Here is a 20,489-nt window from a genome sequence, read left to right as displayed (position 1 = left end):
CACAATATTGTCACACTTGGGTTAGAGTGTTGTTTTTAAAAAAAGAAATTAGGTGCCATAGGGTTTTATGGCACCTTGATTTAAATCAATTATTTTGAAGTGAATAATTAACCAAATTTACCGGTAATGTAGTCCTCAGTGGCTTTTTGGCTCGGTTTGGTGAAGATGACTTTGGTGTCGTCAAATTCCACCAACTCGCCCAAATACATATAAGCAGTATAGTCGGAAACCCGCGCCGCTTGTTGCATGTTGTGGGTGACGATGGCGATGGTGTAATCGTCTTTCAATTCGGTCACCAATTCTTCTACCTTGGCGGTGGAAATTGGGTCGAGTGCCGATGTCGGTTCGTCCAATAGCAACACTTCTGGCTTGGTCGCCACGGCGCGGGCAATGCACAAACGCTGTTGTTGACCACCGGACAAAGAATTGCCTGATTGTTTGAGCTTGTCTTTGACTTCGCCCCACAATGCGGCTTTTTTCAACGCCCATTCCACCCGGTCGTCCAAATCGCTGCGGCTGAGTTTTTCGTACAATTTCACCCCGAAAGTGACATTGTCGTAGATGGACATCGGGAAAGGAGTCGGCTTTTGGAACACCATACCGACTTTGGCGCGCAACAGATTCAAGTCTATGTCTTTACCCAAGATGGACTTGCCTTCCAAATTCAATTCGCCCTCGGCGCGCATGCCTGGATACAAATCGTACATGCGGTTGAAGGTGCGCAATAAAGTCGATTTGCCACAGCCTGATGGGCCGATGAAAGCGGTGACTTTTTTGTGCTCAATGTCCAGATTGATGTTTTTTAAGGCGTGAAAATCGCCGTAGTAAAAATTAAAATTTTTCGCAGAAATGGTGGCTTGCATGTTGATTCCTCAGTCCTTAATGTTTGTTAGCACTTTGACGGCTTAAAAAACGGGCGGCGATGTTGGCGATTAACACGGTTAAGGTAATCAACAAGGCTGCGGCCCAAGCCAAACGTTGCCAGTCTTGGTAAGGACTCATGGCAAATTGGAAAATGGTATTCGGTAAATTGGCAATCGGTGCGTTCATATTGGTGCTGAAGAACTGGTTGTTCAGGGCGGTGTACAAAAGCGGTGCGGTTTCGCCCGACACGCGTGCAAATGCCAGTAACACCCCAGTTAACACGCCGGCTTTGGCGGCGCGCAAAGTCACCATGGTCACCAATTTCCACTTCGGTGTGCCCAAGGCATAAGCGGCTTCACGCAAGCTGTTGGGCACCAAGCGCAACATGTTTTCAGTGGTGCGGATGACCACTGGTATCACCAATAAAGACAAGGCCATCGAACCTGCCCAGCCTGAGAAGTGACCCATGGGCACCACCATCAAGCCGTAAATAAACAAACAAATCACGATGGATGGTGCCGACAGCAAAATGTCGTTCATAAAGCGGGTGGCTGAAGCCAACCACGATTTGTGACCAAACTCAGCCAAGTAAATGCCGGCCAAAATGCCAATCGGTGTACCGACCAATAAGCCAAAGAAGGTTACCAACAAGCTGCCGACGATGGCATTGCGCAAACCGCCTTCGGTGCCCGCAGGTGGGGTGTCCATGGTATAGGTTTTGATGTCGAGCAAACCGTCCATGCCTTGGCCGAACAAGGTGAATAAAATCCACGCCAACCAAAACAGACCAAACGCCATGGTCGCCCATGCCATGGTCAGATTGAATTTGTTGATGAGTAAGCGGCGTTTGTATAAGGCGTTATTCATGGTATTTCCTTAATTAGCGGCCTTCATGGCGTTGCATGCGCAACAACATGATTTTGGAGATGCACAGTACGATGAATGTGATGATGAACAGGATTAAGCCCAAGAACAGCAAAGAAGACACGTGGGCTTCGTCTACGGCTTCGCCAAACTCATTGGCCAAGGCTGAGGTAATCGACACCCCTGAGCTGAACAAGCTGCCGGTGATGTTAAAGGTATTGCCGATGACGAAGGTCACCGCCATGGTTTCACCGAGCGCGCGACCCAAACCTAAGATGATGCCGCCGACCACGCCGGCTTTGGTGTAAGGCAAGACCACATGGCACACCACTTCCCAAGTGGTCGAACCCAAGCCATACGCCGATTCTTTTAACAGGGTAGGGGTCACTTCAAACACGTCACGCATCACCGAGGCGATGAATGGAATGATCATGATGGCCAAGATTAAGGCTGCGGTGAACAGACCTATGCCCATGGGCGCGCCTTGGAACAGGCTGCCGATGACGGGCACGTTGCCCAAATACTTGATCATGTGTGGCTGTATGTGTTCACCAAAAAACGGTGCAAACACAAACAAACCCCACATACCATAAATAATAGAGGGAACACCGGCCAGTAATTCAACCGCAATGCCCAATGGGCGTTTGAGCCAAGCAGGGCTGAGCTCGGTTAAGAAGATGGCAATGCCAAAACTCACCGGTACGGCCACGATTAAGGCGATGACCGAAGTGACGATGGTGCCAAAGACAGGGGCGAGTGCGCCGTATTCACCGGCAACAGGGTCCCAGTTTTTGCTGGTGAAAAAGCCCCAACCAAAATGTTGCATGCTTGGGATGGCACCAACAATTAAGGTAATCATGATGCCGACCAAGCTGGCCAAAACCAAGAAAGCAAACAATTTGGTCAGGCTGACAAACAGCCAGTCCAGTTTGCGTTGGGTTGCCAATTTTTGCTGTAATTGAGTCATATGTGTTCTCTGTTTGAGCGTGCTGTAGCGCTGCGTAAAAAACACCGCTGTTACCCAAAATAAGGCAACGAGCGGTGTGATTTAAAGGCTTACAGGACGGGTTTGCCGTTGGCATCCACCACTTGTTTCCAGCTTTCGCGTACCAAGGCTTTCACATCGGCTGGCAAAGGCACGTAATCCAATTTGCTGGCAGCTTCGTCACCGCTGTTGTACACCCAGTCAAAGAAGCTCAAGGTGGCTTTGGCTTTGGCCGCGTCTTGCGGTTTGGCTTGTACCAAGATAAAGGTAGCTGAAGCGATAGGCCATGCATTGGCATCGGCTTGGTCAGTCAAAATCAAGCCGAAGCCCGGTGCTGAGCTCCAATCGGCTTTAGCTGCGGCAGAGAAGGTTTCCAACGAAGGCTGTACAAAATTGCCGGCTTTGTTTTTTAAAGACACATGTGACATGGCGTTTTGTTTGGCGTAAGCGTATTCCACATAACCGATGGAGTTTTTCACCGTGCGCACAAAGTTGGCCACGCCTTCATTGCCTTTGCCAGCAGTGCCGGCAGTGCCCGTGGCTGTAGGCCATTTCACTGAGTTGGCCGCACCGACTTTTTCTTTCCATTCTGGCGAAACCGCGCTTAAGTAATTGGTGAAGTTGAAGCTGGTGCCTGAACCATCAGAACGGAATACGGTGGTAATCACTGCATCTGGCAAGTTCACATCAGGATTCAAGGCTTTGATGGCCGGGTCTGACCATTTGGTGATTTTACCCAAGTAGATGTTGGCCAAAGTGGCGCCATCCAATTTCAATTTACCCGGCTCAACACCATCAATGTTCACAATAGGTACCACGCCGCCGATGACGGTTGGGAATTGCACCAAGCCATTTTTATCCAAATCTTCTTTAGACAAAGGGGCATCGGTCGCACCGAAGTCCACTGTTTTGGCATTGATTTGTTTCACGCCGCCACTAGAACCAATAGATTGGTAATTGACTTGTGAGCCTTTGGCGGCGTTATAGTCTTGCGCCCATTGTGCGTAAATCGGTTGTGGGAATGAAGCACCTGCGCCAGTGATGCCACCTGTGCTGGCTTTAGCGGCAGTGCCAGAAGCATTGCTGTTGGCAGGGGTAACAGGTTTAGAAGATTCGCCGCCGCCGCAAGCTGCCAAACTTAAAGCGCCCAAAACGATAGCTGAAGATAACATTAAACGCATGGTAAGACTCCAAATAGACTGTATGAGTATGTCGGTAAAGTTGTAACAATTAAATTCGATGTTGGGCAGTGTAAGAGGCAAATGTGTCAACTGTGTGACAATGATTGGCATTGTGACAAAAACTTTCATCGAGTTGACGCACATACAACTGGACTGGGCGCCAAGCTCTTCAGTACAATGCGAGCGAATTCAGAGATAAGGACACACATGACAAAGCAAAAATGGGTATTGGGAAATTGGAAGATGAACGGCCGTTTGGCTGCAAATCAGGCTTTGTTGTCACAATTAAGTCAAATCCAAGAACATGAACACGTTGCTGTCGGTGTGGCCGTACCTTCTGTGTACATCAGCAGTGCTTTACAGGCCGCTGCTCCTACTTTGGTGGGGGCAGAAGATGTCAGTCTTTATGCCAATGATGGCGCGTATACTGGTGAGGTGTCGGCCGCGATGTTGGCCGATGTGGGTGCACAATTTGTGTTGATAGGCCATTCTGAACGCCGCCAATATTTTGCAGAAGACGAAGCTGTTTTGGCACAAAAATATGCCAATGCAGTGGCTGCTGGTGTATTGCCAGTGTTGTGCGTGGGTGAAACCTTGGCCGAGCGTGAGGCAGGACAAGCTGAGGCAGTGGTGGCCAAGCAGCTGAATTTATTACAGGCCGCTACCTTATTAAAGCAAACGGTATTGGTGGCTTATGAGCCTGTGTGGGCCATTGGTACAGGGGTTGTGGCCAGCATAGAGCAGATTGCACAAATGCACGCCTTTATTCAACAACATGTCTTGTCACTGTTAAACAATGATGCTAGTATTCGGCTTCTTTACGGCGGCAGTGTCAATGCTGACAATTGCGCGGCCATATTCGCTGTCGAACATGTGGACGGTGCGCTGGTAGGTGGCGCCTCATTAAAGTACGACAGTTTCGCTCAAATTATTACAGCAGCCACAGACGCTGCGAATTGATGCTATGGAAGCCTTAAAAACCATAATTTTATTGGTTAATATTTTTTCAGCTCTGGCTGTTATTGTGTTGGTATTGTTGCAACACGGTAAAGGCGCGGATGCTGGTGCTGCATTTGGTTCGGGCAGTGCACAAGGCGTATTCGGTGCGGCAGGTTCTGCTAACTTTTTGAGCCGCGGTACTGCTTTGGCTGCAACCATATTCTTTGCAACTTGTTTGGCCATGGGTTGGTTTTCTACCCACCAAAAAAGTGGTTTGAATTTTGATCAGGCTCAACCTGCGGTGCAACAAACAGCACCCGCACAAACTGCACCGGCTGTCCCTAAACCCGCTGCGGCGAGCCAAGTATTGCCCGAATAATTCGATTTATGCCGACATGGTGAAATTGGTAGACACGCCATCTTGAGGGGGTGGTGACCCTAGGTCGTATGAGTTCAAGTCTCATTGTCGGCACCAAAGTGAAGAAAACAGCCTAAAAAATGGCTGTTTTTTTTCGTCTTATGCAATGTTATCCCATAGACCAAAGCCAATAACGACAAGGCTCTCAGGCTAATTGTCATTGCCTGTGATTGCATTTGACTGTGTTACCCCATCTCATACCATTGCATTGAATCGACCATATATTTACGGTATCTTTTACGGTACTTGCCCAAAACAACCCCAAAAAGTACCGTAAATGCCTCTCAATGACCGCCAGATAAAGAATGCCAAGCCATCAGAAAAACAATACAAGCTATCTGATGGCCATAGCCTCTATGTGTTGATTAAGCCCAATGGCGGTAAATACTGGCGGTTTGATTACACAATTGACGGCAAGCGCAAAACACTCTCAATAGGCACATACCCTACCATCAGCCTTGCAGAAGCCAGACAAGCTGCTGAAGATGCCCGCAGATTGGTGGCGAACGGTCAAAGCCCAAGCGAGGCTAAGCAGCAAGAGAAGCAAATCAAACAGGCCGCCATGCTGCACACATTTGAATATCTGGCCATGCAATGGCATAGGGCGAATGCCCACCGCTGGAAACAAATACATGCAGACCGCATTATCAGTGAGATGCAAAAAGACGTTTTCCCATTCCTTGGCCAAAAGCAAATAGATGACATATCTGTGACAGATATTAAGGTCTTGATAGATCGAATAGCAGGCAGGGGGGCGAATGTTACTGCTGAGAAAGTAAGGCAATGGATACAGGCCATTTATAACTATGCGGCCATGTTGGAGATTACCGACAGAAACCCCGCCGCGCCATTACGCGGGTTTTTAGCCAAAGGTGGCAACCGCCATATGCCTGCCTTGCCGCGTGAAAAAGTCACAGAGTTTTACCAGCGTTTGGGCATGGTGAATGTCTACCCGCAAAACCGCCTTGCTGTCATGTTGGTGATGCTGGTATTTGTTCGCAGCACTGAGTTAAGAGGTGGCGAATGGAGCGAAATCGACTGGCAAGCCAAAACATGGACAATACCCGCCAGCAGAATGAAACGGCCTCACATGCACATTGTGCCTTTGTCTGATTGGGCAATAGAGTTGTTGAGAGAATTACACGGCCTGACAGGGCAGGGGCGTTATATGTTTCCAAGCCGCATCAATGCAGACGGCTACATTAGCGAGGGCACGCTGAACAATATCATCAACAGTTTGGGCTATAAAGGGCAGGCCACGCCGCACGGCTTTAGAAGTTTGGCCAGTAGCCTATTAAATGAAAAGGGCTTTAACCCTGATGCCATAGAGCGGCAACTAGCCCACATTGAGAGCAACAAAATCAGAGCAGCTTACAACCGTGCCGAATATACCGAGGAAAGACAGACCATGATGCAATGGTATTCTGACTGGTTAAAAGCGCGGTATGAGCAGGCCAAATGTATGGAATGAACAAAAATGAGCAATACCGCCCATATTTTGCCTATTCTGTGCCCACATTCTGCTCATTCTTGCCCGCTATTTATCTAATAATTTGCCATTTAAATCATTTACAACGCCAGTGTAAAAGGCTTCAAACGCCTGTAAATGCTGGCGTTGTGGCTTTTTTGAGGCTTATTAAAATGAACACCGCCCTCCCTTTGATTTTTAAAAGCTCAAATAGGTTAACAAATGTAAAAAACCAGTGCTTTTTTTGCTTAAAGAGCCACCAATATGCAAATACTAAAACAAAGAATTATGCTGTTTTACGCATTTTTTATGCTGTTATAAGCAAGCAAAGTTATGGCAGTAAATATGCGAGGCAGATGGTCAAGTGTAACCCCTGTAAAGACCCTGTAAATGATTATGCCAATGAGTGAAAAAATGCCAAACAATACCCAAGCGAGCCTTAAAAAATTAAATCAATCTGAGAGGGTTTTAACGTGGTTTTAACGCTATTGAGTTTTAACTTATTTGGCATTTTTGCGGCACCCGCTTTTGAACTTTTACGCATCATCTTTTGAACCAATTCAGTCACTTGCAAAAATATTTCAGTTGTATGAAGCTATAAAAACATTGTGTAACGACATTCAAGGCAGTGTTATATGAGCGACCAGAAAAATGAAATATTACGAGTGAAGCAAGTAGCCCACAAAATGGGTATTTCGGTGTCTACCGTATGGTGCAAAGTGAACCCAAAAAACCGCCGCTATGATGCGGCGTTCCCCAAGCCTTTCAAGATTGCCGATAACGCCACTGGTTGGCTGGCATCAGAGGTTAATAATCACATTGAAAAACTGGCCAGCCAGCGCCAAGGGGGTGGCCAATGAAGCCCAATGCCAACGCCACTGCATTCAGTAACGTGGATGCGTTTAAGGCCGCTTTCAGTGACTTGATGCAATTGGAACAGCAAAAGGCCGATAAGGCCGCCAAGCTGCAAGCCAAAATCACGGCATTGCAGGCCAAGCACAGCGAAGAAACCGCCAGCCTGAACGGCAGCATTGAGGCATTGCGCCAAAGCATAGGCCAATACGCCCATATACACCGTGACACGCTCACAGGGGGCGGCCTGCGCAAGTCTGTCAGCATAGGCAATGGTGCGATTAAATGGCGCAAACAGCCCGACAGTGTGCAAATAACTGGCGACTTAGACACTATGCTGGCCGAATTGAAAAAGCGCCGTCTTACCCGCTTTTTGCGCGTTAAAACCGAATTGAATAAAACGGCCATCATGGCGGATGCAGAATTACTGAAAAAGCGCCCCATTGCAGGAATTACCATTGTGCAAGGTGGTGAGTCGATGGTGATTGACACGGGGGTGAAAGCATGAATAAACGAAGCATATTAACCAAAGAAAACTATAAACAAGCTGCCCATAAGCTACCTAAAACAGTTCATGAAATTGCAGTTGTCATAGGAATTGATGTCACAATTATTTTGATTAACGAGTATCGAGGGCGCTCACTTGAAATCACAAAAGCAAAGCATGTAAGCAGCAGAAATAAAATGAATCAATTAGCAGGGGTTATTGGACGAGAGGCAGCTACTAAACTCTCAATTGCATACTCTACCCAGAGGCGCATACATGTGCCTCAGTGTCGTGAAGCATTTGTTTTTTTGCGAAATATTGAAATTTTAAAATGCTTTGATAGTTTAACCACAGGAAAAGGCGTCCAATTAGCGGCGCATCAAGCAGTCAGTAAAATTAGTTTGGATTATGGGCTGATGGAGCGGTATATCTGGAAGATTTTGAAATGCGGTTGAATATTGCTATTGACACAATTTTCATGCCACGGCAATATGGCTGCGCTGGTGTCAATCCGCCAGTCAGTTTTCGCAGACTGGTTAAACAACTAGGCAGACAAGCCGCCTATCAGTATTTGAGCGGCATTTTTACGTCTGCATTCCACGCCACAAGTGCGCCTTTCTATGGTGGACAGTGGCAAGGGGGCTATATGCCCGCTGGACTAGTTGCCAGTACTGCGAACCTTGCCATTTGTCCGCCGCCCACACGTTTCGCAGCGTTAAGCGGCCTGAATAGACCAACTAGAAAAGGCCATATCATGACCAAAATCCGCAAGGCGTTTTCACGCCCCATCTACGCCCACAAGTTACGCAGCTTTGCCACGTTTGAGGAAGCCTGCGACATGGTAGACAGCCTCACCAACCGCAACAGCGATTTTTACCGTTTCCTGATTGAGCAAACCGCATCAGGCTGGACAGTCTCACGCATTGCCCAGGGGAGTGCCGCATGATGTTATTTGAACAAGTAACCGCATGGGCACAAGCCCGCAACCTGATAGCTGGCAGTGATTCATTTCGCCAATTGGCCAAACTGGCCGAGGAAATGGGCGAATTGGCAGGCGGCATAGCCAAGCAAAAACCCGAGGTGATTAGCGATTCAATTGGGGATTGCATGGTGGTATTGATCATTATTGCCGCGCAAAACGGCTTAAATGTGACCGATTGTTTACAGGCCGCTTACAACGAAATCAAAGACCGCAAAGGCCGCATGATAGACGGCGTTTTTGTGAAAGAGGCCGATTTGCCAGCCCAATACCAGCAAGGGGTAAGCAATGAGTGTTAAACATGATTACCGCCTGCATTGTGACGGCTTGAGTACGTTTCTCAATCTGGCCGCGTCTGTGCTGTCAGAACGCCAGCAGCGCGGCGAATTGCCCCCAACCGATGCCAAGGCATTACAAGGCCAGATACACGCCTCTATGCACTGCTTTGGCGCGGTGGCTGAGGCATTGGCGCTTGAGCGTCTGGAGTACAGTCAAGATGCCGACCATGCCAGCGCCACTGCCTTGCTGCTTACAGGCCGCTTATTGCGTGAAATGGCAGAGATAAGCGAAACGCTTACCACCGCCATGACCACGGCGCCCAAAGCCAAGGCATTGCAGGCCGCTTAAACCTACCCAAACCCAGACCAAACTACACAGCCCATGCACCCAAAAGTGCATAGGCGGGCTTGTTGCAGCCTTTTGCAACGCAAAGGAAGCCAAAAAATGAACGCTGAACGCATACCACTGGACGACATACGCCAAGCCGCACAAGGGCGCTGGCCTGACATCTTGCAGGCATTGGGTGTGCCTGCTGAGTACCTGAACACCAAACGCCATCAGCCTTGCCCATACTGCGGCGGGCGTGACCGCTACCGCTTTACCGACCACAAGGGCAATGGCGGCTTTATTTGCAACCAATGTACCCCAGACGGCGGAAGTGGCTTTGATTTGTTGATGCTGGTGTTTGGATGCGACTTTAACCATGCGGCCAGAGACGTTGCCGCCGTCATTGGCTTGAGTGGTCACACGCCAGAGCAGCAACAGCCGCGCATACCGCCGCCAACACCACCACAACAGCCCATTGACCGCATTCACAAACTGAACGCCATACTGGCCAATGCCGTGGCCATTGAGCGCCACAACCCCGCTGGCATGTATCTGGCAGGGCGTGGCTTGGATTGGGATTGCATCCAAGGCATGGAAAACCTGTATTTTGTGGAATCCTTGCCGTATTGGGTGATTTTGAACAATGGCAAACCGATGCTGTTTGGCCATTATGCGGCAATGGTGGCCGCCATTCTTGACCACAACAGCGAATTGGCAGGCCTGCACATTACCTACATTCAAGAGCATGACTATGGCGCATGGCTAAAAATCAAAATTGCCCATCCTGAAACAGGCGAACCATTGCCCGCCAAGAAAATGCAGACCCGACAAGATGGCGGCTTAAAGGGTGCGGCCATTCCGCTGTATGCCGTGCCTGATGGCGGCAAATTGATGGTGTGTGAGGGCATAGAGACTGCCCTTGCAGCGCGTGAATTGTTTGGCCTGCCCGTGTATGCCTGCGCCAGTGCATGGGGCTTGCAAAATGTGAATGTGCCCGCTGGTGTGAGTGAATTGTTTATTGTGGCCGATAACGACCACAGCAACACAGGTTACAAGGCCGCCCATTATTTGGCCATACGCGCCATTAAGGCCAAAAAAGCCGCCCACATTTGGCAACCCACACACGCGGGTGATGATGCGCTAGACGAATTGAAACGGCGCAAGGCAGACCGCCAAGGGGGTGAGGCATGAACACGGTAAATTTGGCCGAATTCGAGGCCGTGAGCCTCAAGCCATATTACGAATGCAACAAGCATGGCGTGTATTACATTGCATTGGAAACCGACAAGGACGGCAACACCACCGAGAAGCCACCGCTTAGACTGTCAGACCCCATACACCTGATAGGCCACGGCACAGACACGGCAGGCAATCACTACCGTGTGATTGAATGGCAAGACAGCATTACCCGCCAGCAACACACGGCGGCCTTGCCTATGGCCGAAATTGGCCAGAGTTGGGCAAAGCTGCAAGGCATGGGCATTGCCATATTGGCCAGCAAACGCAAGCGGGAATTGTTGGCCGATTATTTGCAAACCGATGGCGTGCAAACCCATTACACCATAACAGGGCAAGCGGGCTGGTGCGCCAAAGGCAGCGCCTATGTGCTGCCTAGTGGCCAAGTGTTGAGCACCAAGGGCAGCAAGGGTAAGGACGCGCCAAAGGTGATTTACAACGGGGATAAGAGCCAAGCCAGTGCGTACCGCGCCAGAGGCACATTAAGCGAATGGCAACAGCACATAGGCAAGTACATGGCAGGCAACAGCCGCCTGTGTTTGGCCATAGGCACAGCATTGGCCGCGCCGTTGGTATCCTTGCTTGGCTTAGAGGCGGGTGGATTTCACTTGTTTGGCGATTCCCGAGACGGCAAAAGCACCGCCGCCCGTGCTGCCTTATCGGTGTGGGGCAGCCCGTCCGATTTAATGCTGTCATGGACAGGTACAGGCCACGGTTTCGCCAATGTGGCCAATGCCCGCAATGATGGCTTGATGGTGCTGGATGAAATCGGACAAGCACAGCCGCGCCATGTGTCGCAAACGGCTTACAGTGTCATCAATGGGGTGAGTAAAATCCAAGGAGCCAAAGACGGCGGCAATCGCGACATAACACGTTGGCGGGTGCTTTTGTTGTCCACGGGTGAAAAGTCGCTAGATGGCTTTTTACAGGCCGCCCAAGCTGATTGGAATGCAGGGCAGGCCGCCCGCTTGCCGTCTGTGCCGTCCAATGCGGGTAAAGGCTTGGGTATTTTTGACACATTGCACGGCCATGAAAAGGGCAGCACATTGAGCGAAGCCATTACCAGCGCGGCCAATGCCTATCATGGCAGTGCGGGGGTGGCGTTTGTGCGCCTGTTACTGGATAACCCCAAGGCAGCACAAGAGGCCAGCCAGTTAATGGCTGACTTTATGACTACCTTGCCCGACATGGACGGCCAAGCCCGCACCGTGGCCACACGCTTTGCACTGGTGGCCGCAGCCTTGGAGTTGGCCGCAAGGCATGGCATTTTAGGCTTGAGTGCTGGCGTGTGTATGCCTGCCATAAAGCAATGTTTTGATGCATGGATAGACCGCACGGGCGCGGGCAAATTTGAGGACAGAAAAATATTGGAGCAAGCCATAGACTTTATGCAACAGTTTGCCTATTCGCACCGATTTGTAACCTACCCAACAGGCACAGGGGATAGAACGCCCAATGATTTGGCGGGCTATCGCAAGTTAAACGAAAAAACGCCAGAGCATGACAGCTTTTATATTTTGCCGTCTGTGTTTGTAACTGAAATTTGCAAGGATTTTGATAAGGCTAAAGTGTGCGAAGTATTGAGCCTAGTCAATTGGCTGCAAAAGTGCGTAACAGCCGACAAGACGCGTTACCAGCACCAGCTAAAAGGCAAAGGCCGCCTGTTTCTCATGCTTGGCGCATTACCACCAGACGAATTGCAGGAATAGGGCACAGCCCATATAATGACCACGCGGAGCGCCCGAGCCGTTGAATAGCCAGAGCGCCATCACCATAAAGCGACCATTGTAACGATGGCCGCTTTTTTGTTGCCTACGCCAGCCTCAAAATAAGCCGTTTTAACGATGGTTTAAGTTTTGGTAAGGGGGTGGCCTGCATAGGGTAGCGTTGGTGCATTCTGGGTGTGAATTTGGCCGACAGTGGCGTGATGTGTATGGATGGGGCTTGGCTTGCCATGTGGCTGGTGGTGTTTTGAACTGAAAAAACGCACTCACGCGAAAATAACTGTTTTTTAGTGGCTACCGTGGCTACCTTTGTTAAAACCCTTATCTGGTAAGGCTCAAATGGTAGCCACTGCCTTAAATTAGAGTGGCTACCTAGTGGCTACTGTGGCTACCGCTTTATAATCAATGACTTAGTGTGTATTTTCTAATTGGTAGCCACTGGTAGCCCCAAGGTTTTTACTCAGTGGCTACCGTGAAACCCTTATCTGGCGGGCTTTTCCGAGGTGGTAGCCACGGTAGCCACGGTAGCCACCGCTTTTTGTGTATATATGCACTTTTTTATAGGGGTGGCAAAAGGGGCAGGGTGGAGTTTTTGGCCATGTTCCTGTATTCTAAAAAGCAACAAAGTAGGTTTTAAAGTGTGTGACTTGGGATTTTTTACGGTACTTTTTACGGTACTTTGGAATTTGAGAAAAATATAATCGTTCATAAATAATGATTTAAGTACCTAATTATTGTCTCATTGTCGCACCAACAGTTGAAACAAAAACAGTCCCATAGGGGCTGTTTTTTTGTGTTTGTGTGTTTTGAAAAAGTCAAAATGTCTTGTTTGGAGGATCTGAAAAACGTTAAATTGTTATTTTTGTTGAGGTGCTCTAAAAAAAACCAGAAAATTCTAAACAATAAGTAAAATAATAATCATTATCAATAACTTATTAACATGATGAATTTGCTTGTGATTTTTTGTAGGGCAATTTGATGTCTTATCAAGGTAGACTATTTTTTAGGCAAATTTCGTTAGTGACTGTAAATTGTACAAAAATACAAGACTTTAAATCACTGATTTAATTGGCTACAATAGGTAGGATTATCTTGAATTTCGTTTAGGTCGTTCAGCCATGCTAGCGAATTACTTTCCAGTATTACTGTTTATTATCATCGGTCTGGTAGCCGGTGGGGCATTCATCACCTTGGGGTCGATTTTGGCACCAAGCCGTCCGTATGAGGAAAAGCTTTCTCCCTACGAGTGCGGGTTTGAGGCGTTTGAGAACGCCCGTATGCGTTTTGATGTGCGTTATTACCTCGTTGCCATTTTGTTTATTTTGTTTGATTTGGAAATTGCCTTCATGTTTCCTTGGGCTGTTGTGTTTAAGGAATTGGGCGCATTTGGCTTTTGGTCAATGTTCATTTTCTTGGTCATTTTGACAATTGGCTTTGTTTATGAGTGGAAAAAAGGCGCTTTGGAATGGGAATAGATGGCGTTTTAGAAAAGGGTTTCATCACCACGAGTGCTGATACCGTTTTAAATTACATGCGTACTGGCTCTATGTGGCCGGTCACGTTTGGTTTGGCCTGTTGTGCAGTAGAAATGATGCACGCCGGTATGGCGCGCTATGACTTGGACCGCTTCGGCATCATCTTCCGTCCAAGTCCTCGTCAATCAGATTTGATGATTGTTGCGGGTACTTTGTGCAACAAAATGGCCCCTGCACTGCGCAAAGTGTACGACCAAATGTCTGAGCCACGTTGGGTGGTTTCTATGGGTTCATGTGCCAATGGCGGTGGTTATTACCATTATTCATACTCTGTGGTGCGCGGTTGTGACCGTGTGGTGCCAGTGGATGTGTATGTGCCAGGTTGCCCTCCAACTTCGGAAGCGTTGATTTACGGTTTGTTACAGTTGCAAAACAAAATCAAACGTACCTCAACGATTGCGCGTAATTAAGAGGCGGGTAAATGACTAAGATAGAAACTTTACAGGCCGCATTGCAAGAAGCTTTGGGTGCCAAAATTAGCCACATGAAAGCAGACTTAGGTCGTGTGACCATAGAATGCCGCGCTGCTGATTATTTAGAAGTGATGAAAACCTTGCGTGACCATCCAAAATTGCAGTTTGAGCAATTGTTGGATTTGTGTGGTATGGACTACAGCGAATACCGCGAACAAGCATGGGAAGGTTTCCGTTTTGCAGCAGTTTCGCAAATGTTGTCTGTGGCTTTGAATCAACGCTTGTGCATCAAAGTGTTTGCAGAAGACGATGAATTGCCGATTTTGGAATCGGTAACTGGTCTTTACAGCAGTGCCGATTGGTTTGAACGCGAAGCGTTCGACTTGTATGGCATTTTGTTCAATGGCCATCCAGACTTGCGTCGCATTTTGACCGACTATGGTTTTGTCGGCCATCCTTTCCGTAAAGACTTCCCAATATCAGGTTATGTAGAAGTGATTTACGATCAAGAACAAGAGCGTGTGGTTTACCAACCTGTGACCATTGAGCCGCGTGAAATTACACCACGCATCGTGCGAGAGGAGCAGTACGGTGGCTAAACTTAGAAATTACACCATTAACTTCGGCCCTCAACACCCGTCAGCGCATGGTGTGTTGCGTTTGATTTTGGAGCTTGAGGGTGAAACCATTGTTCGTGCTGACCCACACATTGGTTTGTTGCACCGTGGTACAGAAAAATTAGCGGAAACCCGCACCTTCATCCAAAACTTGCCATACATGGACCGTTTGGACTACGTGTCTATGATGTGTAATGAACAAGCGTATTGCTTGTCATTGGAAAAATTGGCAGGCATAGATGTGCCGATTCGCGCGCAATACATCCGTGTGATGTTTGCCGAAATCACCCGTATCTTGAATCACTTGATGAACATTGGTGCGCAAGGTTTGGACATCGGTGCGATGACGGTGATTTTGTATTGCTTCCGTGAACGTGAAGATTTGATGGACATGTACGAAGCCGTTTCTGGCGCGCGTATGCATGCTGCTTACTTCCGTCCAGGTGGTGTGTACCGTGATTTGCCTGATTTCATGCCTAAGTATGAAAGCAACAAATTCCACAATGCCAAACAATTGAAACAAATGAACCAAGCGCGCGAAGGCACCATGCTTGATTTCATCGAAGACTTTACCAACCGCTTCCCAGGCTGTGTGGATGAGTACGAAAACTTGCTCACCGACAACCGCATTTGGAAACAACGTTTGGTAGACATCGGTATCGTAACGCCTGAACGTGCACTCAACAAAGGCTTTACGGGCGTGATGTTGCGTGGTTCTGGTATCGAGTGGGATGTGCGTAAGAAACAACCTTACGATGCTTATGCCAATGTGGACTTTGATATTCCTGTTGGTGTGAATGGTGACTGTTACGACCGTTACTTGTGCCGCATCCAAGAAATGCGCGAGTCTAACAAAATCATCAAGCAATGTGTTAAATGGTTGCGTGAAAATCCAGGTCCAGTGATTACTGATGACCACAAATTTGCTCCTCCTCACCGTGTTGACATGAAAGAAAACATGGAAGAGTTGATTCACCACTTCAAATTCTTTACCGAAGGCATGCACATTCCTGAAGGTGAAATTTATGTGGGTACTGAGCATCCTAAAGGCGAATTTGGTGTGTATGTGGTGTCTGATGGCGCCAACAAACCGTATCGTTTAAAAATCCGTGCACCAGGCTTTGTACACTTACAAGGCATAGATGAAATGTCACGCGGCCACATGATTTCTGACGTGGTGGCCATCATTGGTACACAAGACATCGTATTTGGGGAGGTTGACCGATAATGTTGTCAGCTGAATCGTTAAAACAAATAGACCGTGAATTGGCCAAATACCCGAAAGAACAAAACCGTTCTGCCATTATGGGTGCTTTGCGCATTGCGCAAGTAGAGCTTGGCTATTTGTCAGTTGAAACCATCAATTATGTTGCTGAATATGTCGGCATTCCTGCTGCGCAAGCGTTGGAAGTGGCCACATTCTATAACATGTATGATTTGCACCCTGTTGGTACACACAAAATCACCGTGTGCACCAACTTGCCATGCGCATTGCGCGGTGGTATGGCTGCTGGTGAATACTTGAAAGAAAAATTGGGCATAGGCTTTGGTGAAACCACCAAAGACGGCAAATTCACCTTGGTTGAAGGTGAGTGCATGGGTGCTTGTGGTGATGCGCCAGTGTTGATTTTAAACAATTACAAAATGTGCAGCTTTATGACCAAAGAAGCCATAGACCAAAAATTAGCTGAGTGGAGTGCGAGTTAATGGCGATTTTAAAATCTGGTGTGATTTTTAACGGCGTAGACACTCAAGACCCTAATTGCTGGACTTTGGAAGCTTACGTTGCACGCGGTGGTTACGAAGGTTTGAAAAAACTGCTCAGCACGGGCATGACTCAAGACGATGTGATTGCAGAAGTCAAAGCATCTGGTTTGCGTGGTCGTGGCGGTGCGGGGTTCCCAACCGGCCTGAAATGGAGTTTCATGCCACGTTCGTTCCCAGGTGCCAAATACGTGGTGTGTAACACCGACGAGGGCGAGCCAGGTACGTTCAAAGACCGCGACATCATGCACTCTAACCCACATGCGTTGATTGAAGGCATGATTATTGCCGGTTTCGCCATGGGTGCAGTGGCAGGTTATAACTATGTTCACGGTGAAATCTTTGAAGATTACGAACGCTTTGAAGTGGCCTTAGACCAAGCCCGCGCGGCAGGTTTCTTGGGCAAAAACATCATGGGTTCGGAATTCAGCTTTGAATTGTATGCCCACCATGGTTATGGCGCGTACATTTGTGGTGAAGAAACCGCTTTGCTTGAGTCTTTAGAAGGTAAAAAAGGCCAACCGCGTTTCAAACCACCATTCCCAGCGTCATTTGGTTTGTACGGTAAACCGACCACCATCAACAATACCGAAACGTTTGCTTCTGTGCCTTTCATCATTCGTGATGGCGCCTCTAGCTTTAACCAATTTGGTTTGGAAAACAACTTCGGTACCAAATTGTTCTCAGTTTCAGGCCATGTTGAACGCCCAGGTAACTACGAAGTGCCATTGGGTACACCGTTCTCTGTGTTGTTAGAGATGTGTGGTGGCATGAAAGACGGTAAGAAATTAAAAGCGGTGATTCCGGGTGGTTCTTCTGCGCCAGTGATTCCTGCTGACATCATGATGCAAACCAATATGGACTACGACTCTATTGCCAAAGCGGGCTCTATGTTGGGTTCAGGTGCGGTGATTGTGATGGACGAAGACGTGTGCATGGTGAAAGCCTTGGAGCGTTTGGCTTATTTCTATCACGAAGAATCTTGTGGTCAATGTACGCCTTGTCGTGAAGGTACGGGTTGGTTGTACCGCATCATTCACCGCATTGAAAACGGTGAAGGCCGTCCTGAAGATTTGGACTTGTTGGAATCAGTGGGGGATCAGATGGCAGGTAAAACCATCTGCGCTTTGGCCGATGCTGCGGTGATGCCAGTACAAGGCATGATGAAACACTTCCGTGATGAGTTCGAGTACCACATTGAGCACAAAAAGTGTAAATGCAACCATAAATGGTGTTAACACCCCGTGTGAAATAGGATTACCTAATATATGTTACAAATTGAAATTGATGGTAAGGAATTATCGGTAGAGCAGGGCAGCACGGTCATCGAAGCTGCTTTGAAATCCGGTACCTATATTCCGCATTTTTGTTACCATAAAAAATTATCAATTGCTGCCAACTGTCGTATGTGTTTGGTAGAAGTTGAGAAACAACGCAAACCGTTGCCTGCTTGTGCGACCCCTGTGACCGATGGCATGAAAGTGTACACTCAGTCTGAAGTGGCCAAAAAAGCGCAAAAAGGCGTGATGGAATTCTTGTTGATTAACCACCCATTGGATTGCCCAATTTGCGACCAAGGTGGCGAATGTCAATTACAAGACTTGTCTGTCGGTTACGGTAAATCTACAGGCCGCTATGAAGAAGCCAAGCGCTCTGTTATCGGCAAAGACATGGGTCCATTGGTATCAGCAGCAGAAATGTCACGCTGTATCCACTGTACCCGTTGCGTGCGTTTCACCGATGAAATCGCCGGCTGGCAAGAATTGGCCATGACCAATCGTGGCGAATTCTCTGAAATCGAACCGATGCGCGGCAAAACTTTGGAAACCGAGTTGTCTGGTAACGTGATTGATTTGTGCCCAGTGGGCGCATTGACCAGCAAACCGTTCCGTTATGATGCGCGTTCTTGGGAATTGTCTCGTCGTAAATCCATCTCTGCTCACGATGCCTTGGGTTCTAACTTGATCATACAAGTGAAATCTCACCAAGTGCGTCGCGTGTTGCCATTGGAAAACGAAGCGATTAACGAATGCTGGTTGTCTGACCGCGACCGTTTTGCTTACGAAGGTTTGAATCATGCTGAGCGTTTGGCACAGCCTATGATCAAACACGGTGGTGAATGGCACGAAACCGATTGGCAAACTGCTTTGGCTTATGTGGCCAAAGGCTTGCAAGGCGTTTCTGCCGATCATGGCGCCAACGCGATTTCTGTGTTTGCCAATGCTAACTCAACCGTTGAAGAATTGTTATTGGCCAAACAATTGGCCGCTGGCTTGGGTGTGAACAGCATTGATACCCGCATGCGCCAACAAGACTTCAGCTTAGATGCTGCTCAACAAGGCGCATTGTGGTTGGGTCAAAGCATTAACGACTTTGGCAGCAGCAATGCGGTCTTGGTAGTCGGTTCTAACTTGCGTCAAGAACAACCTTTATTGACTGCGCGCATCCGTCAAGCGGTTAAAGAAGGCATGGGCTTGAGTGTTATCGGTAGCAGCGAACAACAATTGCGCATGCACGCCGCTCAACACATCGCTCACCCAGCAACTTGGGTAGAAGTATTGAACCAATTGGCTGCTCCAGCTGCTGATGCCAGTGAATTCATCGCTGCGACGGCCAAACAATTGGCTGAAGGCGAGAAAACCAGCATCGTATTGGGTGCTGATGCCATCAACCATCCGCAATTTGCACAAATTTATGCCGCAGCTCAGGCTTTGGCCGCTGCCACTAACTCAGTATTGGGTGTGTTGCCACAAGCTGCCAACAGCGTTGGTGCTGAAGCCATCGGCTTTAAAGCCGCCAATGGTGCAGTGAATCCTGTGTCTGCTTTGAATGGCAGCCAAAAAGCAGTGATGTTGCTCAATATTGAACCTGATATGGATTGGGCAGGTAGCGAAGCCGCGAAACAGGCTTTGTTGCAAGCGCAAACCGTGATTGCCTTGACACCGTTCCAAAGCGAAAGCTTGCGCGAATTGGCCGATGTGATGTTGCCAGTAACCCCAGCAACCGAAACCTCAGGCAGCTTCGTCAGCATGGAAGGTCGTTTGCAAAGCTTCCACGGCGTGGTGAAACCTTACGCACAATCTCGTCCTATGTGGAAAGTATTGCGTGTATTGGGCAATGAATTGGCATTAGATGGCTTCGATTACACTTCTTCTGAAGAAGTGTTGGCACGTGCTTGCATTAACAGCGACAGCATCGTCAGCAAATTGAACAACCAAGTCCAAAACCCTGCTGCAAACAATTTACAGGCCGCATCTACTTTGGTACGTGTGGGCGGTGTGGGCATCTACCAAACCGATTCAGTGGTGCGCCGTTCGGCACCATTGCAAGCAACCGTGCATGCAGCCGTTCCTGCTGCCAGCGTTCACCCTAAAACTTTGGCGGCTTTGCAATTGGCAGACGCGGCACAAGTGGTGGTGAAATCTGGTGCAGCCAGTGTGGTTGTGGCTGTGGTGGCTGATGAAACCGTCGCTGAAAACGTGGTGTCCTTACCGCTTCATCCACAAAATAAAGTATTGGGTGCCATGAATAACGCAATTGAGTTAGGTAGAGGTTAA

The 20,489-nt window shown here is 48.4% G+C and carries 23 protein-coding genes and 1 tRNA gene; 20 read left to right on the top strand and 4 right to left on the bottom strand.

Annotated elements, in window-relative coordinates:
- Positions 1-107: 107 nt before the first annotated feature.
- From pstB to pstS, 4 genes are all read right to left on the bottom strand, one after another.
- On the bottom strand, positions 108-863 hold the full coding sequence (pstB, locus tag BN3003_RS11115; protein WP_058356723.1) for a phosphate ABC transporter ATP-binding protein PstB: 756 nt from the start codon (positions 861-863) through the stop codon (positions 108-110).
- A gap of 16 nt (positions 864-879) precedes the next feature.
- Positions 880-1,731 carry a phosphate ABC transporter permease PstA gene (gene pstA / locus BN3003_RS11110; RefSeq protein WP_058356722.1) on the bottom strand — a complete coding sequence of 284 codons (852 nt, stop codon included), beginning with the start codon at positions 1,729-1,731 and terminating at the stop codon, positions 880-882.
- A gap of 13 nt (positions 1,732-1,744) precedes the next feature.
- The gene (gene pstC, locus BN3003_RS11105) at positions 1,745-2,695 is read right to left on the bottom strand and encodes a phosphate ABC transporter permease subunit PstC (RefSeq protein WP_058356721.1); all 951 of its coding nucleotides are present in this window, start codon (positions 2,693-2,695) and stop codon (positions 1,745-1,747) included.
- An 89-nt stretch (positions 2,696-2,784) separates the two neighbouring features.
- Complete coding sequence (pstS, locus tag BN3003_RS11100) at positions 2,785-3,894, bottom strand: phosphate ABC transporter substrate-binding protein PstS (RefSeq protein WP_058356720.1); 1,110 nt, start codon at positions 3,892-3,894, stop codon at positions 2,785-2,787.
- A 207-nt stretch (positions 3,895-4,101) separates the two neighbouring features.
- Here pstS and tpiA point away from each other — a divergent pair, with 207 nt between their 5' ends.
- The 20 genes from tpiA to nuoG all read left to right on the top strand — a co-directional run bounded on the left by tpiA (position 4,102) and on the right by nuoG (position 20,489).
- Positions 4,102-4,854: a triose-phosphate isomerase gene (gene tpiA, locus BN3003_RS11095; RefSeq protein WP_058356719.1), complete on the top strand. Its 753-nt coding sequence runs from the start codon at positions 4,102-4,104 to the stop codon at positions 4,852-4,854.
- 4 nt (positions 4,855-4,858) lie between these two features.
- Positions 4,859-5,212 carry a preprotein translocase subunit SecG gene (secG, locus tag BN3003_RS11090; protein ID WP_058356718.1) on the top strand — a complete coding sequence of 118 codons (354 nt, stop codon included), beginning with the start codon at positions 4,859-4,861 and terminating at the stop codon, positions 5,210-5,212.
- A 10-nt stretch (positions 5,213-5,222) separates the two neighbouring features.
- Positions 5,223-5,308: transfer RNA gene (locus tag BN3003_RS11085), tRNA-Leu, on the top strand.
- 220 nt (positions 5,309-5,528) lie between these two features.
- Entirely contained in the window at positions 5,529-6,722 is a 1,194-nt protein-coding gene (locus BN3003_RS11080; RefSeq protein ID WP_058356717.1) for a tyrosine-type recombinase/integrase, read from the top strand.
- Positions 6,719-7,129, top strand: a complete 411-nt coding sequence (locus tag BN3003_RS11075) for a hypothetical protein (protein ID WP_147645416.1) — start codon at positions 6,719-6,721, stop codon at positions 7,127-7,129. The genes BN3003_RS11080 and BN3003_RS11075 overlap by 4 nt, the downstream gene beginning before the upstream one ends.
- Before the next feature lie 225 nt (positions 7,130-7,354).
- Positions 7,355-7,579, top strand: coding sequence for a helix-turn-helix transcriptional regulator (locus tag BN3003_RS11070; RefSeq protein WP_058356715.1), 225 nt, complete (start codon positions 7,355-7,357; stop codon positions 7,577-7,579).
- Positions 7,576-8,079: a host-nuclease inhibitor Gam family protein gene (locus tag BN3003_RS11065; RefSeq protein WP_058356714.1), complete on the top strand. Its 504-nt coding sequence runs from the start codon at positions 7,576-7,578 to the stop codon at positions 8,077-8,079. The genes BN3003_RS11070 and BN3003_RS11065 overlap by 4 nt, the downstream gene beginning before the upstream one ends.
- Complete coding sequence (locus tag BN3003_RS11060) at positions 8,076-8,513, top strand: Mor transcription activator family protein (RefSeq protein WP_058356713.1); 438 nt, start codon at positions 8,076-8,078, stop codon at positions 8,511-8,513. Before BN3003_RS11065 ends, BN3003_RS11060 begins: the two co-directional genes overlap by 4 nt.
- Positions 8,514-8,812: 299 nt before the next feature.
- Entirely contained in the window at positions 8,813-9,004 is a 192-nt protein-coding gene (locus BN3003_RS11055) for a hypothetical protein (RefSeq protein WP_058356712.1), read from the top strand.
- A complete protein-coding gene (locus tag BN3003_RS11050) occupies positions 9,001-9,336 on the top strand; it encodes a MazG-like family protein (protein WP_058356711.1) in 336 nt (111 codons plus the stop codon). The genes BN3003_RS11055 and BN3003_RS11050 overlap by 4 nt, the downstream gene beginning before the upstream one ends.
- Positions 9,326-9,664: a hypothetical protein gene (locus BN3003_RS11045; protein WP_058356710.1), complete on the top strand. Its 339-nt coding sequence runs from the start codon at positions 9,326-9,328 to the stop codon at positions 9,662-9,664. The genes BN3003_RS11050 and BN3003_RS11045 overlap by 11 nt, the downstream gene beginning before the upstream one ends.
- A 96-nt stretch (positions 9,665-9,760) precedes the next feature.
- Positions 9,761-10,834 carry a toprim domain-containing protein gene (locus tag BN3003_RS11040; RefSeq protein ID WP_058356709.1) on the top strand — a complete coding sequence of 358 codons (1,074 nt, stop codon included), beginning with the start codon at positions 9,761-9,763 and terminating at the stop codon, positions 10,832-10,834.
- Positions 10,831-12,588 carry a DUF927 domain-containing protein gene (locus BN3003_RS11035; protein ID WP_058356708.1) on the top strand — a complete coding sequence of 586 codons (1,758 nt, stop codon included), beginning with the start codon at positions 10,831-10,833 and terminating at the stop codon, positions 12,586-12,588. The genes BN3003_RS11040 and BN3003_RS11035 overlap by 4 nt, the downstream gene beginning before the upstream one ends.
- Positions 12,589-13,721: 1,133 nt before the next feature.
- The gene (locus BN3003_RS11025) at positions 13,722-14,078 is read left to right on the top strand and encodes an NADH-quinone oxidoreductase subunit A (protein ID WP_058356706.1); all 357 of its coding nucleotides are present in this window, start codon (positions 13,722-13,724) and stop codon (positions 14,076-14,078) included.
- Positions 14,069-14,548, top strand: a complete 480-nt coding sequence (locus BN3003_RS11020; protein ID WP_058356705.1) for a NuoB/complex I 20 kDa subunit family protein — start codon at positions 14,069-14,071, stop codon at positions 14,546-14,548. Before BN3003_RS11025 ends, BN3003_RS11020 begins: the two co-directional genes overlap by 10 nt.
- Positions 14,549-14,559: 11 nt before the next feature.
- On the top strand, positions 14,560-15,150 hold the full coding sequence (locus tag BN3003_RS11015; protein ID WP_058356704.1) for an NADH-quinone oxidoreductase subunit C: 591 nt from the start codon (positions 14,560-14,562) through the stop codon (positions 15,148-15,150).
- Positions 15,143-16,396 (top strand): NADH-quinone oxidoreductase subunit D, encoded by a 1,254-nt coding sequence (locus BN3003_RS11010; protein WP_058356703.1) that lies wholly within the window; start codon positions 15,143-15,145, stop codon positions 16,394-16,396. The genes BN3003_RS11015 and BN3003_RS11010 overlap by 8 nt, the downstream gene beginning before the upstream one ends.
- Entirely contained in the window at positions 16,396-16,875 is a 480-nt protein-coding gene (gene nuoE / locus BN3003_RS11005) for an NADH-quinone oxidoreductase subunit NuoE (RefSeq protein ID WP_058356702.1), read from the top strand. The genes BN3003_RS11010 and nuoE overlap by 1 nt, the downstream gene beginning before the upstream one ends.
- Entirely contained in the window at positions 16,875-18,170 is a 1,296-nt protein-coding gene (gene nuoF / locus BN3003_RS11000; RefSeq protein ID WP_058356701.1) for an NADH-quinone oxidoreductase subunit NuoF, read from the top strand. The genes nuoE and nuoF overlap by 1 nt, the downstream gene beginning before the upstream one ends.
- A 30-nt stretch (positions 18,171-18,200) precedes the next feature.
- Entirely contained in the window at positions 18,201-20,489 is a 2,289-nt protein-coding gene (gene nuoG / locus BN3003_RS10995) for an NADH-quinone oxidoreductase subunit NuoG (RefSeq protein WP_058356700.1), read from the top strand.

It is taken from the genome of Vitreoscilla massiliensis (assembly GCF_001457815.1).
Classification (GTDB): Bacteria; Pseudomonadota; Gammaproteobacteria; order Burkholderiales; family Neisseriaceae; genus Vitreoscilla; species Vitreoscilla massiliensis.
The sequence above is the reverse complement of the archived record's forward strand: the minus strand, read 5'-3'. Positions and strand labels throughout refer to the sequence as shown.

Excerpts from the sequence above, each read along its gene's own strand:
- tpiA (WP_058356719.1), top strand. The coding sequence starts at position 4,102 with ATGACAAAGCAAAAATGGGTATTGGGAAATTGGAAGATGAACGGCCGT.
- BN3003_RS11050 (WP_058356711.1), top strand. The coding sequence starts at position 9,001 with ATGATGTTATTTGAACAAGTAACCGCATGGGCACAAGCCCGCAACCTG.
- BN3003_RS11070 (WP_058356715.1), top strand. The coding sequence starts at position 7,355 with ATGAGCGACCAGAAAAATGAAATATTACGAGTGAAGCAAGTAGCCCAC.
- BN3003_RS11080 (WP_058356717.1), top strand. The coding sequence starts at position 5,529 with ATGCCTCTCAATGACCGCCAGATAAAGAATGCCAAGCCATCAGAAAAA.
- nuoE (WP_058356702.1), top strand. The coding sequence starts at position 16,396 with ATGTTGTCAGCTGAATCGTTAAAACAAATAGACCGTGAATTGGCCAAA.
- BN3003_RS11020 (WP_058356705.1), top strand. The coding sequence starts at position 14,069 with ATGGGAATAGATGGCGTTTTAGAAAAGGGTTTCATCACCACGAGTGCT.
- BN3003_RS11040 (WP_058356709.1), top strand. The coding sequence starts at position 9,761 with ATGAACGCTGAACGCATACCACTGGACGACATACGCCAAGCCGCACAA.
- secG (WP_058356718.1), top strand. The coding sequence starts at position 4,859 with ATGGAAGCCTTAAAAACCATAATTTTATTGGTTAATATTTTTTCAGCT.
- pstS (WP_058356720.1), bottom strand. The coding sequence starts at position 3,894 with ATGCGTTTAATGTTATCTTCAGCTATCGTTTTGGGCGCTTTAAGTTTG.
- pstA (WP_058356722.1), bottom strand. The coding sequence starts at position 1,731 with ATGAATAACGCCTTATACAAACGCCGCTTACTCATCAACAAATTCAAT.
- BN3003_RS11075 (WP_147645416.1), top strand. The coding sequence starts at position 6,719 with ATGAACAAAAATGAGCAATACCGCCCATATTTTGCCTATTCTGTGCCC.
- BN3003_RS11015 (WP_058356704.1), top strand. The coding sequence starts at position 14,560 with ATGACTAAGATAGAAACTTTACAGGCCGCATTGCAAGAAGCTTTGGGT.
- nuoG (WP_058356700.1), top strand. The coding sequence starts at position 18,201 with ATGTTACAAATTGAAATTGATGGTAAGGAATTATCGGTAGAGCAGGGC.
- pstB (WP_058356723.1), bottom strand. The coding sequence starts at position 863 with ATGCAAGCCACCATTTCTGCGAAAAATTTTAATTTTTACTACGGCGAT.
- nuoF (WP_058356701.1), top strand. The coding sequence starts at position 16,875 with ATGGCGATTTTAAAATCTGGTGTGATTTTTAACGGCGTAGACACTCAA.
- BN3003_RS11055 (WP_058356712.1), top strand. The coding sequence starts at position 8,813 with ATGACCAAAATCCGCAAGGCGTTTTCACGCCCCATCTACGCCCACAAG.
- BN3003_RS11045 (WP_058356710.1), top strand. The coding sequence starts at position 9,326 with ATGAGTGTTAAACATGATTACCGCCTGCATTGTGACGGCTTGAGTACG.
- BN3003_RS11025 (WP_058356706.1), top strand. The coding sequence starts at position 13,722 with ATGCTAGCGAATTACTTTCCAGTATTACTGTTTATTATCATCGGTCTG.
- BN3003_RS11065 (WP_058356714.1), top strand. The coding sequence starts at position 7,576 with ATGAAGCCCAATGCCAACGCCACTGCATTCAGTAACGTGGATGCGTTT.
- BN3003_RS11035 (WP_058356708.1), top strand. The coding sequence starts at position 10,831 with ATGAACACGGTAAATTTGGCCGAATTCGAGGCCGTGAGCCTCAAGCCA.
- pstC (WP_058356721.1), bottom strand. The coding sequence starts at position 2,695 with ATGACTCAATTACAGCAAAAATTGGCAACCCAACGCAAACTGGACTGG.
- BN3003_RS11060 (WP_058356713.1), top strand. The coding sequence starts at position 8,076 with ATGAATAAACGAAGCATATTAACCAAAGAAAACTATAAACAAGCTGCC.